Here is a 16,987-nt window from a genome sequence, read left to right as displayed (position 1 = left end):
ATTAAGACGGGGGATGAGGAGCGAACTTCATCTGCGGCAACGCCTTCTGGCGGTCGGGCAGGGAGAGATCTTGGATATCGAAGAAGCTGACGTAAAGGATATATCCGATGACCAGCATGGCGCAGCCGGTCTGGATCACCTCCAGGACGCGGACGCTCATGGGACGGCCCCGGACCCACTCAATGAGGGCCAGGAGGATGTGGCCGCCGTCCAGGACCGGGATGGGCAGGAGGTTGAGCAGGGCCAGGTTGACGTTGATGAGCACCCCGAACCAGAGGACCAGCTTCCAGCCGTTGTCGCTCTCAAAGAGGATGTAGTTGAAGCGCATGATGCCGATGGGGCCGGAAAGGTGCTGGGCCTTGATGTCCGATTTGGGGGAGAAGACCGCCGCCAGGGTGTTCCCCATGGTGGCGACGCTGGCGCGGATCTGCTCCCACGGCTTCGGGTGGGTCAGCTGCATGATGCCCGAGGCGTCCCAGACGATGCCGATGCGCGGATCGGTTTCCCCGACGGGCACTTCCGGCGTGAGGGAAACGGGAAAAACCTCCCCCTTGCGGCGGACGTCGAGCGTCACCTGGCCGTGGTGGGCCACGATGTATTCCCCGAGGGCCTGGAGGGAGTGGAGGCGCTGCCCGTCGACGGACAGGATCTGGTCCCCCGGCTGGAGCCCCGCGCCGGCCGCCGGGCTGCCCGGGAAGACGCTGCCGACGATGGGCGTCTGGGCGGGCAGGATCTCGATCTGGCGCAGGCTCTGGCGGCGGAAGAAGGACTGCTTGGCCTTCTTCGGCGCCACCTCGAAGTGGAGAGGCTGCCCGTCCCGGTCGACGTCGATGGGAATCGTGGCCCCCTCGCTGCGGACGATGCGCCAGGTGATGGCGTCATTGGCCATGCCGGCAAAGCGGGTGACGGCGTGGTTGTCGACGCGCAGGATGCGGTCGCCGGCGTGGATTCCCGCCTTCTCCGCGGGGGAATCCTTCAGCACGTAGCCGACGGTGGTGGTCCCCTCGCTCTCGCTCACGGGGCGGCCGATCCACCAGACGAGGAAGGCGAAGACGATGGCCAGCCCGAAGCTGAAGATCGGCCCGGCCAGGGCGACGATGATCTTGTCCAGCGGCTTGACCGGCGGGAGGTTGGCGGAAAGCTTGGCCGTCTCCGTGTCGGTCTTCCCCTCGATGACCTCCATGGGGGCCATCTGCGGCAGGGCGACGAAGCCGCCGAAGGGCAGCGTGCCGAAGCGGTATTCGACCCCGCCGATCCGTTTCTTCCAAATCGGCTTGCCGAACCAGATGCCGAATTTGTCGACCACCAGCCCCCGCCAGCGGGCGGCCAGGAAGTGGCCGATCTCGTGGACGAGGATCAGGAGGTTATAGAAGAAAAGGACCTCTCCCAGGATGAAGAGGAAGCGGAGGACGTAGGAAAGAGTCATACCGTGACCTCGGCCCAGTCGGCGGCGGCGCGGCGGGCCCAGGCGTCGGCGGACAGGATGGCGTCCAGATCGGGCTGATGAATGACGGCATGGTCGTCCATGACCGCCCCGACGCAGGTGGCGATCTCGTCGAAGCGGATGGCCCCGTCGATGAACGCTTGCACAGCTACCTCATTAGCAGCGTTGAAGACCGAAGGCAACGTCCCGCAAGTCTCCCCGGCCCGGCGGGCCAGGTTGATGGAGGGGAAGCGGTCGGCGTCCGGAGCCTCGAAGAGGAGCTGGCCGACCTTCGCCAAGTCTAACGGCTTCAAGTTGTTGGGAAGGCGGTCCGGGTAGGTGACGGCGTATTGGATGGGGAAACACATGTCCGAATGGCTCAGCTGGGCCAGCTGGGAGCCGTCGACGAACTCGACGAGGGAGTGGACGATGCTCTGCGGGTGGACGACGACGTCGACCTGGCTCATGGGAACGTCGAAGAGCCAGCGGGCCTCGATCATCTCCAGCCCCTTGTTGAAGAGGGTGGCGGAGTCGAGGGTGATCTTCCGCCCCATCTGCCAGGTGGGGTGCTTCAGGGCCTGCTCCAGGGTCACCTTGGCCAGATCCTCCTTCGAGGTTTTGCGGAAGGGGCCGCCGGAGGCGGTCAGGATGAGGCGGCGGACGTGCTTCGGCGACTCGCCGTGGAGGCACTGGAAGATGGCGTTGTGCTCGCTGTCGACCGGCAGGAGGGGGACGTTCTTCCGCTTGGCGGCGGCGGTGACGATCTCCCCGGCCATGACCAGGATCTCCTTGCTGGCCACGGCCAGCGCGCGGCCCTTCTCGATGGCGGCCAGCGCGGGATGAAGCCCTTCCGTGCCGACGATGGAGACGAGGACCATGTCCGCCTCCGTCTTCTCCACCAGCTCGACGAGGCCCTCGGCCCCGCCGTAGCAGGCGGTCCCGGCGGGCAGCCCCGCCTTCAGGTCGGCCAGGCCCTTCGTGTCGAAGAGGGCGACGCCGCGCGGCTTGAACTCCCGGGCCTGCTCCAAAAGGGCCTTGCCCTGGGTTCCGGCGGCCAGGCCGACGATCTCCATGCGCTCCGGCAAGTCCCGCGCCACCTTGAGGGCGGAGAGGCCGATGGAACCGGTCGAGCCGAGGAGGATGACTTTCTTGCGCATAAAAGGGTTACCGAAGCTACCGCCACCGGACGACGAGGGCGACATAGAAATAAAAGACCGGAGCGGTGAAAAGGAGGCTGTCGATCAGGTCCAGGACCCCCCCGATGCCCGGGAAGGCGTGGCCGGAGTCCTTCACGTGGGCGTCCCGCTTTACGACCGACTCGGCCAAATCGCCGACGACGCTGGCCAGGGCCAAAAGGAAGCCGCAAACCAGGGCGTCCCCCCATCCGAAGGGGGGAAGCCCCTGGGGATGAAGCCGCCAGAGGAAGATGCTGACCGCCATGGAGGTGAGGATGCCGCCCGCGAAGCCCTCCCAGGTCTTCCCCGGGCTGATGCGGGGGATCATCTTGTGCCGTCCCCAGAGGGAACCGACGACGTAGGCCCCCGCGTCGCAGAACTTCGTCACGGCCAGAAGGTAGAGGATAGTGAACGTCGCCTCGTACGGCGCGCCGGGCAGGAAGGCGACCTGCGCGACGAAGGAAAAGAGATACGGCACGTAGAAGAAGCCGAAGAGGGTCAGGGCGACGCTGACGATCGGCGTTTCCAAGGGATCCGGGAAGACGACCAGCCGCAGGAGGACGCCGATGGTGAGGGCGACGAAGACCAGGTGCTCCCACAGGGCGAAACGCCCCGCGTAGGCGGAGGCGTGCAGGAGCAGGAACCAGCAGCCGACGTAAAGGATCGCCCCGCAGGTGACGCCCCACTTCTTGAAGACGCGGAACTTCTTCTCCTCCTGGATGCGGTAGAATTCCCACTGGGCCAGCAGGGCGGCGACGCCCAGCAGCACCACGCAGCCGGTCTTCCAACCGGAGAAGATCATGCCTAAGACCGTCACCCAGAGGACGACGGTGGAGAAGCTACGCTTGAGCAATACGGCGCGGTCCATAAATCGTTTGGTCTACTCCACTTTCCCGAAGCGGCGGGAGCGGCCCGCGTAGTCGTCCAGGGCGGCCAGGAATTCCTTGCGGCGGAACTCGGGCCAGAGAGTCTGGGTGACGTAGATCTCCGTGTAGGAGAGCTGCCAGAGCAGGAAGTTGGAAAGGCGCATCTCCCCGCTGGTGCGGATGAGGAGGTCGGGGTCCGGGTAGTAGCGGGTGTAGAGGTGGTGCTGGAAGACGTTGGCGTCGATCTGCGCCGTGTCCAGGTGGCCCAGCTGCACCTCCCGGAGGACTGACTGGAGGGCCTCGATGATCTCCACCCGCCCGCTGTAGCTCAGGGCCAGGATGAGGGTCAGGCCGGTGTTTTCCTTCGTCGCCTCGATGGTCTTGTGCAGCTGCTTCTGCACGCGGGGCGGCAGGTCCCCCAGGCGGCCGATGGCCTGGAGGCGGACGTTGTTCTTGTTCAGCTCCTCCACCTGGCCGCGCAGGAACTCCTCCAGGAGGAGCATGAGGGTCTTCACCTCCGCGGCGGGGCGGTCCCAGTTCTCCACGGAGAAGGCGTAGAGAGTGAGGAACTGGACGCCCATCTCCCCCGCCGCGCGGACGACCTCCCGGACCGACTCCGCGCCCGCCCGGTGCCCGCGCACGCGGGGCAGCTTGCGGGAGCGGGCCCAGCGCCCATTGCCGTCCATGATGATGGCGACGTGGCGCGGGATCTTGGAGGAGGCGGCGCTCACGGGGCGGCGGAAATCAGACGCGCAGCGTCGCGTCGCGCTGCGGGCCGACGGAGGCGATCTTCAGGGGCGCGCCGGTCAGCTCGCAGATGGCCTTGAGGTATTGGCGGGCCTTGAGGGGGAGCTTCTTGAAGTCGCGCACCTTGGAGGTGTCCTGCTGCCAGCCGGGGAAGGTCTTGTAAACCGGCTTGCAGGCGTCCCAGTCGCGGAAGTCGACGGGGGGATAGCGCAGGGTCTTGCCGCGCACCTTGTAGGCGACGCAGACCTTGATTTCCTTGAGGGAGTCGAGGCCGTCCAGGTTGGTCACGGCCAGCTCGTCGAAACCGTTGACCATGCAGGCGTAGCGGGTGGCCACGGCGTCGAACCAGCCGCAGCGGCGCGGGCGGCGCGTGTTGGCGCCGAATTCCCGGCCCATGCCGTGGAAGAGGTCGCCCAGCTCCTCGCTCTCCGTGGGGAGGGCCCCCTCCCCGACGCGGGTGGTGTAGGCCTTCATGCAGCCGACGACGCGGTCCATCCGGTGCGGCGGGATGCCGGAGCCGGTCACCGCGCCGCCCGCCGTCGTGTTGGAGGAGGTGACGTAGGGATAGGTGCCGAAGTCGATGTCCAGGAAGGTGCCCTGCGCGCCCTCGAAGAGGATGCGCTTCTTGCGGGAAAGGGCCTCGTGCAGCCAGACGACGGTGTTGCCCAGGTAGGGGCGGAGGCGGCGGGCGGCGGCCTCATACTCGGCGTGGACCTTCTTGAAGGAGAGCGGCTCGGCGCCGAAGGCCTTCAGGGCCAGATTGTTCGTGTCGATCCGCTCCTTAAGCTTTTCCTTGAACACGTCGGGCTTGAGGATGTCCGCCAGGCGCAAGCCGACGCGGGCGACCTTGTCGCTGTAGGCCGGGCCGATGCCGCGCTTGGTGGTGCCGATCTTGCCCTTGCGCAGTTCCCGCTGCTCGTCCAGGCGGCGGTGGTAGGGGAAGACGAGGTGGGCGGTGGCGCTCAGGAGGAGGCGGCCCTTGGTCTTGACGCCGCGCTTTTCCAGGGCGTCCAGCTCGCCGACGAGGGCGGGCATGTCGATGACGACGCCGTTGCCGATCACGCACTGCTTGCCCGGCCAGAGGATGCCGGAGGGAATCAGCTGGAGGACGAACTTCTCCTTGCCCACCTCCACGGTGTGCCCGGCGTTGTTCCCGCCCTGGCAGCGGACGACGATGTCGACCTCCCCCGTGAGGTAGTCGATGATCTTGCCTTTCCCTTCATCGCCCCACTGGGCGCCGACCAAAATGATGTTCATAGTTGTGCGTGTCTTTGCCCGGGCCGAAACCCGCGCAAAGGGGCAACTAAGTAGCAGGCGGACAACGGCCTGCCAATGAGATTCAGCGGCCGATGCTGGCGTAGTCGAAGCCCAGGGCCTTGAGGGCCGCCGGATCGAGCAGGTTGCGCCCGTCGAAAAGAAGGGGGCTGACCATCTTCTTCTTCATGGCGGCCCAGTCCAGGTCGCGGAATTCCTTCCACTCCGTGGCCACGATGACGGCGTCGGCCTTCTCGGCCACTTCCTCGCCGCTCTGGCAAAGCTCGACGCCCGGCAGGAGGGCCTTGGCCTTTTCCATGCCCTGGGGATCGTAAGCGCGGACGTGGGCGCCTTCCTTAAGGAGGATCTCCGCGATGTCCATCGCCACGCTGCTGCGGACGTCGTCCGTGTTCCCCTTGAAGGCGAGGCCCAGGAGGCCGATCCGCTTGTCCTTGAGCACCCAGAGGGCGTCGCGGACCTTCTTCACGAAGCGGTCCCGCTGCTGGACGTTGATGCGGGAGACTTCCTTGAGCAGGGCGAAGTCGTAGCCCAGGTCCTCGGAGATCTTGATGAAGGCGGAGAGGTCCTTCGGGAAGCAGGAGCCGCCGTAACCCAGGCCCGCATTGAGGAAGGCGCGGCCGATGCGGTGGTCGGCGCCCATGCCGTCAGCCACCATTTCCACGTTGGCCCCGGAGGCCTCGCAGATCTGGGAGAGGGCGTTGATGTAGGAGATCTTGAGGGCCAGGAAGCTGTTGGCGGCGTGCTTGATCAGCTCGGCGGAGTTGAGGTCGGTGATCAGGATGGGGGCGTTGAAGGGGGCATAGACCTTCTTCATGATCTCCGCGGCGCGCTCGGAGTCGGCGCCCACGACGATGCGGTCCGGCTTCATGAGGTCGGCCACGGCGGAGCCCTCCCGCAGGAACTCGGGGTTGCTCACCACGTCGAACTCGGTGCCGCCCGCGTGGTAGCGGCCGATGGTCTGGCGCACCTTTTCCCCCGTCTTCACGGGCACGGTGCTCTTGTCGACGATGACGCGGTAGCCGGGCAGGACGGCGGAGATTTCCCGCGCCACCTTCTCCATGAAGGTCAGGTCGACGCTGCCGTCCGGCTGGGGCGGGGTGGGGACGGCGATGAAGACCACCTCGCTCTCCGCCACGCCTTCCGCGATGGAGTCGGTGAAGCGAAGGCGGCCGCTCGCCACGTTCTTCTTGATGAGGTCTTCCAGGCCGGGCTCGTAGATGGGGATCTTTCCCTGCTTGAGGGTTTCGACCTTTTTCTTGTCGTTGTCGACGCAGATGACTTCGTGGCCGACCTCCGCAAAGCAGGTGCCCGTGGTGAGGCCGACGTAACCGGAACCGATGATGGCGAGTTTCATGCTGAAAAAAACGGGAAACTAAAAAGGGCTACTGCACCGCGCGCGCCGTGGCGGAGGGGAAGGCCTTGAGGGTGAGCGTGACGTAGAAGACCGACTGGCTGGTGCTCTCGTGGTTGTTGATCTCGGAGTAGGTCACGCCCATCTGCCACGCGGACATGTCGCGGAAGACGGTGTAGGACTGCTCCTGCAGGTTGCTGTCGTCGGTGTTGAAGCTGTGCCGGGTCTCGAACTGCCAGTGCTCGTTGAGGCGGTAGAAAAAGCGGAAGTAGACCTGGTTGCTGTTGGGGATGGGCAGGCCGTAGGTGTCGACCATGTTCAGGCCCTCCAGGAGGCGGTCGCCCAGGGTGAACTTGTACGCGCGGTTCGGCTGCCAGGAGAGGCTGTTGTCGTACATGTTGTAGCTGGCGCTGCCGGTGTCGATGGCGTCGCGGGATTGGAAGGTCAGCCAGTTGGTCGGCTGGAGGACGAAGTCCGAGTAGACGTGGCTGAAGGTGTCGTCCGTCAGGACGTTCTGCTCGTCATAGTGGCTGGTGGCGTTCAGGTCGGAGAAGACCGACCAGTCCACCAGGGTGACGTTCTGGCCGTCCCGCTTCGTCTGGATCTGATTGCGGACGCCGGTGCGGGCGACCATCTGGCGGTTGATGGAGTCGATCGAGTTGTAGAACGGGAAGCCGATGGGATTGGCCCAGGTGTTGGCCACGCGGTCGTCGAAGCCGCGCACGGCGTCGCTGCCCACGCTGGGGAGCACGGCCTGGGCGTGGACGAAGGGCTCGACCACGTGGCGGATGCCGTCGATGCCCAGGGTGGGGCTCTTCAGGTCGGTCCAGGTGCGGGAGACCTTGAAGGAGAGGTCGACGCCTCCGTCGATCACGCCGCGTTCCACCGACTTGCCCGTCTCGTCCGCCGTGGTGCTGGCGATGTCCAGGTTGTCGTGGCTCCAGGCGGTGCCGCGCAGGCCGACGTGCGGCGTCACGTTGAGCCAGCCGAAGTATTGCTTCGGATAGAGCAGCTCGTGGTAGGTGTCCCAGCGGTCGGCGCTGTAGGCCTTCGGGATGGTGCCGAAGTTGTAGAGCTGGTTGGAATAGCTCTGCTGGAAGTGGACCATGCTCGTCTCGCTCTCGTATTCCAGGCCGGTGTTGAAGACCTTGATCGGCTTCGTCTCGATGCGGAACTCCGGCGCGCGCTCCGTGGTGTCGAAGAAGCGGTTGATCTGCGCGCGGCCCAGGACGGAAATCTCGTAGTCGCCGCCGCGGTTGATGACTTCCAGCGTGTTGTCCGGCATGCGCTGGCGGGAATATTCCCGCTGGAAGAAGTCCTCCGTGATGTAGGGGTCGCTCCAGACGTTGGCGTTGATCTTCGCCTCCAGCCCCTCTCCCAGCGGGGTGAACTGCTGGAGGGTGAAGCGGTAACGGTCCGGCCCCATGGGGGAGCGGGGGAGCGCGGTGGGATTCTCGTAATATTCCTTGTCGTGCAGGTAGTAGCCGGAGAAGAGGCCGTAGCCGTCCTTGACCGGCTTGTAGCGCATGTCCAGGCCGCCGCCGTCGCCGCGCTTGGAGCGGTAGTCCTCGTGAAAGATCATGGTCAGGTTGTCGCTCACCCGCCAGTTGAAGGTGGCCATGACCTCGTCGCCGAAGCGGGAGCTGGAGCCGCCCTGGACGCGGAAGGTCGATTCCTGGGACTTGAGGGACTGGGAATAGATCGGCACCCAGAAGACGGGGACGTTTTCCACGTAGAGGACAACGTCCTTCAGCACCACGCGGTCGTCCGGGTAGATCTCCATGGTGTGCGCGCGCAGGCGGAAGCTGGGGTGGGCGCGGTTGTCCGTGGTCAGGTAGCCGTTGGTCAGGTGGTAGTGGTCCGGCTCCGGCGTGGTGACCGATTCCCCCTTGGCGAAGACGGGGAACTCCGCGGCGGAGAAATTCGTGGAGGTGATCTCCTTCGTCAGGAAGTTGAAGACGATGTGGTCGCCCCGGTAGACCTTGCTCCCGGAGTAGATGCGGACGTTCCCGTCGGCCGAGGCGATATGCTGGGAAACGTCGTAGCTGACGTGGTCGGCGTAGAGGAGATCGGTTCCGTGGCGGACGACGACGTTCTCGTTGGCCGTGGCAATGCCGGCGACGAAGCGGGTGTCCCCGTCCGCCGTGATTTCGATGGGGACGGAGGCGGCGCCGTGCTTCTCCCCGCCCTTTGGCTTGGCCGGGGCGGGCGCGGGCCCGACCTGCGCAAGGGCGCAGCTCGAAAACGCTAAAAGGCAGAGGATGGCCCGGAACGCAAACACTAGGGCCGATTTAAGTAGCAGCCCCCCGCGGGCATGCCAACCCTTAATACGCGTTAACCAGGAAAACGCGTCCGCGCTAACCCCTTGGGCCCGAAGCTAGTTCCGGCTCCAGTCGAGCATCCGCTCCAGCGGGGCGCGCGCCTTTTCCTGCACCTCGGAATTCAGCACGATCTCTCCCTCCCCCGTCTCCAGGGTGTGCGCCAGCTTTTCCAGGGTGATCATCTTCATGTAGCGGCAGTCGGCGCAGGCGCAGTGGTCAGTCGGCGCGGGGATGAAATGCTTCTCCGGCAACTCCCGGCGGAGCCGCTCCAGCATCCCGGACTCCGTGGCGATGATGAAGTCCCGGGACGGGTTCGCCCGGCAGAAGTCGATCATCTTCTCGGTCGAGCAGACCTCGTCCGCCAGCAAGCGGACCGGGCGGGTGCATTCCGGGTGGGCGACGACGGGGGCGTCCGGGTGCTCCCGGCGGATGCGCTGGATGCTGGCGTGGGTGTACTCCACATGGACGTAACAGTTCCCCTGCCACAGGCGCATGGGCCGGCCGGTCTTTTCCTGCACCCACTCCCCCAGGTTCTGGTCCGGGACAAAAAGGATCTCCCGGTCCGGCGGCACCTGGTTGACGATGCGGACGGCGTTGCCGGAAGTGCAGATGACGTCGCTCAGGGCCTTCACGCCGGCGGAGCAGTTGATGTAGGAGACGACGTAGAGGCCCGGGTTCTTCTCCTTGTAGGCGGCCAGGTCGGCGGGGTCGCAGGCGTCGGCCAGGGAACAGCCCGCGCCGAGGTCCGGGATGGAGACCTTCTTTTGCGGGTTCACGATCTTGGCCGTCTCCGCCATGAAATGGACGCCGCAGAAGACGATCCAGTCGGCCTTCGCCTCGCGCGCGTGGTAGGAAAGGCCCAGGGAATCGCCCACGTAGTCGGCGACCTCCTGGATTTCCTTCACCTGGTAGTTGTGCGCCAGGAGAACGGCGTTCTTCTCCTTCTTGAGGCGGAGGACCTTTTCCTGAAGCGGCGTCATTCCAAAATCTACCGCGCCGCCGCGCGGGAGGCAATCAGGCTCCGCCCCAGCAGGAGGAAAACGCCGACGGTGATGCAGCTGTCGGCCACGTTGAACGTCGGGTAATGGTGCCCCCGCCAGTAGAAGTCGAGGAAGTCGACGACGCAGCCGAGCCGCACCCGGTCGATCCAGTTGCCGACCGCCCCGGCGGCGATGAACGCCGCGGCGACGTTGACGAGGTGGGGCGTCCAATCGACCAGCCGCCGCCGCAGGCCGACGTAGGCGACGGCCCCGATGAGCGCCCCCGTGGCCACCGCCAGCCAGCGGTTGCCGCCCAGGAAGAAACTGAAGGCGATGCCCGTGTTCCCCCGCAGCACCAGGTCGAAGAAGCCGGGGACGACCGTGCGGGAATTTTCGGCCAGGGCCGCTTCCGCCCAGAACTTCGTCCCCTGGTCCAGGAGGAGGCAGAGCGCGGCCAGCAGCCAGGCGTAGGCGCGTGGGAACCGGCGGAAAGACATGCCCTGCACGCTAGCTTTTCGTCGGCTCTTGGGAAGCCCGGCGGTCGGGACCCTGGGAGGGGCCGGAAGCAGGCGTGCGGGAGGGGAAGGGCGCGTTCTGCAGGGCGGCCTTCCGCTGGAGGGCGGCGTCCTCCGCCTGCCTCTCCCGCTCGATGATCCGGCGCAGCTCGGCCATGGGGGCGGCCTTTTCCTCCGGCGCCAGGTGGGCGGCCTGGAAGCCGTTGAGCGCCAGCTCGGCCAGCTCGGACTTGGAAAGGCCGGTCTGCGTGGCCAGGGCGACGTAGACGTCGTTGATCCCGCCGAAGTAGAACGGATCGTCCGAATTGACCGTGCAGCGGACGCCTTCCTTCATGAGGTCCTTGATCGGATGGTCGTGCAGGGTTTTCACCGCGTGCAGCTTGTAATTGCTCTGCGGGCAGGTGCCCAGGGTGATGTCCTTCTGCTTGATGAGGTCGATCAGTTCCGGGTGGTGGACGGCGGCGATGCCGTGCTCCACCTGGCAGACGCCCAGCTCTTCGATGGCGTGGCGGACGGCCTTGGCCGATTCCGGCCGCTTGTGGAACTCGCCCGCGTGGGCCTTGAGCTTCTTGCCGTAGACGTCCCGCGCGCGGGACCAGACGTCGGACGTCCAGGGCTCGATGGGGCGCGCCTCGCTGCCGGAAAGGTCGATGCCGAAGAGCTTCGGATGGCGGATCGTCTCCTCGATGATCTCGGAGTAGCCCTCGTAGTCCTTCCGGCGCATGGTGGCGTAGATGCGGGTGGTGATGTCCGGCTCCATCGCCTTGGCGGCGGCGTGGACGGCGTCGATGATGGCGGGCAGGCGGCCCGGGACGCAGCGGCCCTTCTCCGCGTCATAGCTGGCGTCCTTCATCCCGATGCTCAACTCCACGTAGCGGACATTGTGCCGCCGCAGGTCGGCCAGGACCATGGCGGCGGCCTCCGCGTAGCGCTCCGGGGAGGTGAACCAGGCGCGGCTGTGCTCCTTGTAGTCGCGGGCGAACTGGGTGAAGTTGCGGAAGCGGAAGTTCCGGTCGGCGTAGGGCGGGGTGCCGCCGAAGAAGCCGTCGAAGATCGGCAGGTCGAGCTGCTGGAGGAGCGGCAGCGGGAGCGCCCCTTCCAGGTGGAAGTGGCTTTCCGTCTTGGGCAGCGACTGGACGAAGCGGGACAGCTCCGGGTGGAGCTGGGAGAGCGGCTGCGGGTAAAGCGACAGGAATGGGGCCTTGTCCGGGTCGATGCGCGCTTCCATGAGAGGGGCTTACTTTATAATTCGGCTATTTCCAGGAGTAGAAACTCCTAGATTCGAATTAAGAAACCCCCGTTGCGGAAGTGTGACGATTTGGAAACGGCTCGCGTCTAGCGAGTACGTAAAAAGTCAGGCCCGTCCGGGAGGTTCCGGCCGGTTTCCCCCGCCGGACGGAGCGGGGCGGCCTGAAGCTCCTCCACCCGTTCCCGGCCCGCCGGGACGCGGGGCCCCGCCTCCTTCGCCGCCAGCCGGGCGAGTTCCGCCAGGGGCTCCGCCTTGGCGGCGTCCGGGATGCGGGCCACCTCAAAGCCGTTGCGGGCCAATTGGAGGACCTCCGCGCGGGAAAGGCCGACGTCCCTCACCGCCCGGGCGTATTCCTCGCTCAACGTGTTGCCGAAGAAATAGGGATCGTCCGTGCTGAGGGTGCAGAGGAGTCCCGCCCGGTGCAGGACCGGCAGGGGATGGGCGGCCAGGGACTCGACGGCGCGGAGCCGCCAGTTGCTGATCGGGCAGACGTCGAGGCCGATCTTCTTTTCCTTGAGGAGGGCCATCAGCTCCGGGTCCTTCACGGCGGCGATGCCGTGCTCGATCCGGTCGACGCCCAGGACCGTCGCCGCGTGGCGGACCGACTCGACGGAGCCGAACTCGCCCGCGTGGACCTCGGTGAATTTGCCCGCGTCGCGGAAGCGCCGCCACATCGCCGCCGTCCAGGGCTCGAAGGGGATCTCCTCCGTCCCGTGGATGCCGACGCCGTCCAGCTCCTTCCATTTCAGGGCTTCCTGGATCGGCCCGGCGTGGGTGGCCCAGTTGTCGCGGGTCATCCCCGCCTTGATCTTGAGGGAGAGGCCCGGGGCGTGGTCGGCCGCGGCCTGGCGGATCGCGTCGAGGACGGCCAGGGGGCCGCCGTCGGCCTCCACGATGGTGGGCAGGTGGACGATGCTCTCCACGTAGCGGACGTTCTGCGCCGCCAACCCGCCGAAGATGAGCCCCGCCGCGCGGCCGTAGTGGGCGGCGGAGGTGTAGTAGTTGGCCTCCGGGTCGAGGATCTTCCCCAGGAAGTGGCCGAAGTCCCGGTAGCGGAAGTCGGCCGCCCAGAATTCCGGCAGCGGCTTCTTGGGGTCCTTCTCCTGGAGGAGGAGGAAGGGAAGCGCCCCTTCCAGGTGAAGGTGCGTCTCCGTCTTCGGGATCTGCGCGACGAACGACGCCAGCTCGGGATCGGCGGCGAAGGTCGGCTGCGGGTAGAGCGGGGACGCCATAGCCTATAATTCGGCTATCGAGGCTAGCCCACGGCCTTTGCGCAGCGGGGGCAGAGTTCCGGGTGGGCGGCGACGGTGCCGATCCCCTCCTCATACTTCCAGCAGCGGAGGCACTTCTTCCCCTCCGCGCGGGAGACGGCCACGGAGACTTCCTCCCCTTCCCGCACGTCGAGGCGGGAGACCAGGAAGAGTTCCCGCAGCAGCGCGCGGTCTTCCGCCACGCCCGGCGCAGTCAGGACGACGGCGGCCTCCAGGCTCTTGCCGATCGTCTTGGCCTGGCGGGCCTTTTCCAGGGCCTCGTTCACTTGCGCGCGCAGGGAGAGGAATTTCTCCCAGCGGCCCAGGAAGTCGGCGCCCGCGCTCGGGAGATCGGCGGCGGGCATCGATTGGAGGTGAACGGAGTCCTTATGGCCCAAGGCCAGCCACCCCTCTTCCGCCGTGAACGGCGCCAGGGGGGCCAGGAGCTTCAGGATCGTCTCCGCCGCTTCCCGCATGACGGTCTGGGAGGAGCGGCGCGTCGGCCAGGCGGCCCCGTCGCAATACATCCGGTCCTTGAGAACGTCGACGTAGAAGGCGGAGAGGTCGACCGCGCAGAAGCGGTTGAGCAGGTGGTAGACCTGGTGGAACTCATACGCCTCGTAGGCGGCGGCGCAGCCCTTGGCCAGCTCCCGCAGCTTGGCCAGAAGATAGCGGTCGATCTCCGTCAGGTCCTTTTCCGCCACGGCGTCCCGCGCCGGGTCGAAGTCGAAGAGGTTCCCCAGGAGGATGCGCAGGGTGTTGCGCAGCGTCCGGTAGGTGTCGGCGACGCGGGTGAAGATCTCCTGGGAGAACGGCACGTCGTCCCGGTAGTCGGTGCTGGCCACCCAGAGGCGGAGCACGTCGGCGCCGTATTGGTCGATGTAGTCGACCATCCCCTTCGCGCCGCTCGACTTGGAGAGCTTCTTGCCGTCGACGTCGACGACGAAGCCGTTCGTCAGCACCCGCTTGTAGGGGGGCTTCCCGCGCGTGGCGACGGAGAGGAGGAGGGAGGACTGGAACCAGCCGCGGTGCTGGTCGCTGCCTTCCAGGTAAAGGTCGGCGGGGAATTCCCCGCGCTTCGCCAGGACGGCGGCGTGGCTGCTGCCGGAGTCGATCCAGACGTCGAGGGTGTCGATCCCCTTCCGCAGCCCGGCGGGCAGGCCCAGTTCCTTGGCCAGCGCGTCGGCGTCGGCTTCAAACCAGGCGTTGGTCCCGCGCGTCTCGGCGATGGCGGCGAAGGCGCGGATCACCTCCGGCTTGAGGACCGCCTTCTCCCCGTCGTAGAAGACGGGGATCGGCACGCCCCAGGTGCGCTGGCGGGAGATGCACCAGTCGGCGCGGGCCTGGACGGCGCCCTTGATCCGGTTGATGCCCCACTTGGGGATCCACTCCACCTCGTCGATCGCCTCCAGCGCCTGCTGGCGGAAGGCGTCGACCTTGATGAACCACTGCTTCACCGCGCGGAAGACGATGGGGGTCTTCGAGCGCCAGCAGTGGGGATAGTCGTGCGGGTAGTCGTGGCTGTGGTGGAGGAGGCCCTTGTCCCGCAGGATCTGCAGGACCAGCGGGTTGGCCTTGAAGACGTAGACGCCGGTCAGTTCCGGCACGCCCGCTTCCGCCGTGAGGCAGCCGCGGTCGTCGACGGGGGCGAGGACGGGCAGCCCCTTCTCCTGGCCCAGGAGATAGTCGTCCATGCCGTGCCCCGGCGCGATGTGGACCAGGCCGGTGCCGGAATCGGCGGTGACGAAGGCGGCCTCATAAACCTTCCCCGTGCGGTCCAGGAAGGGATGGTGGTACGCGGCCCCCGCCAGCTCCGTGCCGCGCGCCCAGGCCTTGGCGGAGGCGGTCCAACCCGCGAAGTCGGGGATCTGCGCCTGCAGCGCGGTGGCGATGACGACGCCCTCGCCGTCTTTCTCGAACAGTCCGTAGGAAAGCTCCGGGGAAACGGCCACGGCCAGGTTGGCGGGCAGGGTCCAGGGCGTCGTCGTCCAGATGAGGAGGGAGGCCTGCTTGAAAGATTCCAGGCCCAGCGCCTTCTTGCTCTCCGCCGTCAGCGGGAACTTCACGTAGGCGGCGGGGTCGACCTGGCTGGCGTACTCGATCTCCGCCTCCGCCAGCGCGGTCTGGCAGCCGGTGCTCCAGTGGACGGGGCGGAGCCCCTCGTAGACCAGGCCCTTCTCCACCAGCGTGGCGAAGAGGCGGAGCTGCTCCGCCTCGTAGCCGGGGTTGAGGGTCAGGTAGGGGTGTTCCCAATCGGCGAAGACGCCGAGCCGCTCGAACTGGCCGCGCTGGAGGGCGACGTATTTCCGCGCGTAGGCCTCGCTCGCCTCGCGGATCTGCACGGGGGTGCGGTTGGCCTCCGGCAGCTCCTTCATCACCTTGTGCTCGATGGGGAGGCCGTGGCAGTCCCAGCCCGGGATGTAGGGGACCTGGAAGCCGGACATCGTCTTGTACTTCACGACGATGTCCTTCAGCGTCTTGTTCAGCGCGTGGCCCATGTGGGCGTTGCCGTTGGCGAAGGGGGGACCGTCGTGGAAGACGAACTTCGGCGCCCCGGCGCGGTTTTGCAGCACCTTCTCGTAGAGCTTTTCCTGCTGCCAGCGGGCCAGGGTTTCCGGCTCCCGCTTGGGCAGCTCCGCCCGCATCGGGAAGTCGGTGCGGGGAAGGAGGACGGTGGACTTGTAATCGGCGGTTTCGCTCATGGGCTTAGACGGCAGGGGAAAGTTGGCGCAGGAAGCGGGCGTCGCCCTCCGTGAAGAGGCGCAGGTCGTTCACGTGGTGGAGCATCATGGCGATCCGCTCGATGCCGAAGCCGAAGGCGAAGCCGGTGTATTTCTCCGGGTCGATGCCCGCGTTCTGCAGCACCTTGGGATGGACCATGCCGCAGCCGCAGATCTCCAGCCATTCCTTGCCCTTGACCAGGTTGCCCGGGCGGGAGGCGTCGACCTCGAAGCTCGGCTCGGTGAAGGGGAAGAAGTGGGGGCGGAAGCGGAACTTGAGGTCGTGGCCCAAGAGCTCGCGGAAGAAGAGCTCCATGGTCCCCTTCATCTCCGCCAGGGAGACCCCCTCCGCGACGACGAGGCCCTCCATCTGGTGGAAGGCGATGCCGTGGGTGGCGTCGATCTCGTCCCGGCGGTAGCAGCGGCCCGGGGCGATGATGCGGACGGGCGGCGTCGCCTTTTCCAGGACGCGGATCTGGACGGGGGAGGTCTGCGTGCGCAGGAGCAGGCGGCCCCGGCGGTCCCGGTCGCCGTCGGCGGCCAGGCGGAGGGACTGGTCGGCCAGGTAGAAGGTGTCCCCCTCGTTCCGCGCCGGGTGGTCGGCGGGGGTGTTCAGCGCGTCGAAATTGTAGTGCTCCGTCTCCACGTCCGGCCCCTCCGCCAGGGAGAAGCCCAGGCGGCGGAAGATGGCGATGGCGCGGTCCCGCGCGGCGTAGATCGGGTGGAGGGAACCGGCGGGCACGGGGCGGCCCGGCAGCGTCTCGTCGACGCCCGCGGCCTCCGCCTTGCTCTCCAGGGCGCTCTTCTTCTCCTCGAAAGCGGCGTTGACCCGGCCCTTGAACTCGTTGACCTGCTTGCCCAGGACGGGGCGCTGCTCCTTCGGCGCCTGGCCCACCTTCTCCATCAGGGAGGTGATCAGGCCGCTCTTGGCGAAATACTTGATGCGCACCGCCTCCAGCGCGGGGGTGTCGGCCACGGCGGCCAGGGCGGAGCCGATCTCGGCTTCCAGGTTCTGCAGGTCGTTTTCCATAGGGGGGAAGGGGAAGAAAATCGCCCCTCCCAGCCCCGGGGAAAAGCATATTTTTGGCCCCTTCCCCTCTATTTAGCCGAATTAT

Annotated in this window: 13 protein-coding genes; all 13 read right to left on the bottom strand. The window is 66.6% G+C overall.

Annotation, left to right across the window (positions count from 1 at the left end; genetic code table 11):
* Position 1: 1 nt before the first annotated feature.
* The 13 genes from rseP to pheS all read right to left on the bottom strand — a co-directional run bounded on the left by rseP (position 2) and on the right by pheS (position 16,902).
* Positions 2 to 1,426, bottom strand: a complete 1,425-nt coding sequence (gene rseP / locus PW734_09285; GenBank protein ID MDE1171383.1) for an RIP metalloprotease RseP — start codon at positions 1,424 to 1,426, stop codon at positions 2 to 4.
* Positions 1,423 to 2,580, bottom strand: a complete 1,158-nt coding sequence (locus PW734_09280; protein MDE1171382.1) for a 1-deoxy-D-xylulose-5-phosphate reductoisomerase — start codon at positions 2,578 to 2,580, stop codon at positions 1,423 to 1,425. Before PW734_09280 ends, rseP begins: the two co-directional genes overlap by 4 nt.
* Positions 2,581 to 2,596: 16 nt before the next feature.
* Positions 2,597 to 3,466 (bottom strand): phosphatidate cytidylyltransferase, encoded by an 870-nt coding sequence (locus PW734_09275; GenBank protein ID MDE1171381.1) that lies wholly within the window; start codon positions 3,464 to 3,466, stop codon positions 2,597 to 2,599.
* A gap of 12 nt (positions 3,467 to 3,478) precedes the next feature.
* Positions 3,479 to 4,195 (bottom strand): isoprenyl transferase, encoded by a 717-nt coding sequence (locus PW734_09270; protein MDE1171380.1) that lies wholly within the window; start codon positions 4,193 to 4,195, stop codon positions 3,479 to 3,481.
* 13 nt (positions 4,196 to 4,208) lie between these two features.
* A complete protein-coding gene (locus PW734_09265; protein MDE1171379.1) occupies positions 4,209 to 5,468 on the bottom strand; it encodes an adenylosuccinate synthase in 1,260 nt (419 codons plus the stop codon).
* Between the two features lie 82 nt (positions 5,469 to 5,550).
* Positions 5,551 to 6,840 (bottom strand): UDP-glucose/GDP-mannose dehydrogenase family protein, encoded by a 1,290-nt coding sequence (locus PW734_09260; protein MDE1171378.1) that lies wholly within the window; start codon positions 6,838 to 6,840, stop codon positions 5,551 to 5,553.
* Positions 6,841 to 6,868: 28 nt separating this feature from the next.
* Positions 6,869 to 9,118, bottom strand: coding sequence for a hypothetical protein (locus tag PW734_09255; GenBank protein MDE1171377.1), 2,250 nt, complete (start codon positions 9,116 to 9,118; stop codon positions 6,869 to 6,871).
* Between the two features lie 96 nt (positions 9,119 to 9,214).
* A complete protein-coding gene (nadA, locus tag PW734_09250; protein ID MDE1171376.1) occupies positions 9,215 to 10,138 on the bottom strand; it encodes a quinolinate synthase NadA in 924 nt (307 codons plus the stop codon).
* An 8-nt stretch (positions 10,139 to 10,146) separates the two neighbouring features.
* Positions 10,147 to 10,635 (bottom strand): signal peptidase II, encoded by a 489-nt coding sequence (gene lspA / locus PW734_09245; protein ID MDE1171375.1) that lies wholly within the window; start codon positions 10,633 to 10,635, stop codon positions 10,147 to 10,149.
* Positions 10,636 to 10,645: 10 nt separating this feature from the next.
* Positions 10,646 to 11,881, bottom strand: coding sequence for a hypothetical protein (locus PW734_09240; GenBank protein ID MDE1171374.1), 1,236 nt, complete (start codon positions 11,879 to 11,881; stop codon positions 10,646 to 10,648).
* Between the two features lie 107 nt (positions 11,882 to 11,988).
* Positions 11,989 to 13,134 carry a hypothetical protein gene (locus PW734_09235; GenBank protein ID MDE1171373.1) on the bottom strand — a complete coding sequence of 382 codons (1,146 nt, stop codon included), beginning with the start codon at positions 13,132 to 13,134 and terminating at the stop codon, positions 11,989 to 11,991.
* Between the two features lie 23 nt (positions 13,135 to 13,157).
* Positions 13,158 to 15,854, bottom strand: a complete 2,697-nt coding sequence (gene ileS, locus PW734_09230; protein ID MDE1171372.1) for an isoleucine--tRNA ligase — start codon at positions 15,852 to 15,854, stop codon at positions 13,158 to 13,160.
* Positions 15,855 to 15,858: 4 nt separating this feature from the next.
* A complete protein-coding gene (gene pheS, locus PW734_09225; GenBank protein MDE1171371.1) occupies positions 15,859 to 16,902 on the bottom strand; it encodes a phenylalanine--tRNA ligase subunit alpha in 1,044 nt (347 codons plus the stop codon).
* Between the last annotated feature and the right edge of the window lie 85 nt (positions 16,903 to 16,987).

The sequence above is a fragment of the Verrucomicrobium sp. genome (genome assembly GCA_028283855.1).
Taxonomy (GTDB): Bacteria; Verrucomicrobiota; Verrucomicrobiia; order Methylacidiphilales; family GAS474; genus GAS474.
The sequence above is the reverse complement of the archived record's forward strand: the minus strand, read 5'-3'. Positions and strand labels throughout refer to the sequence as shown.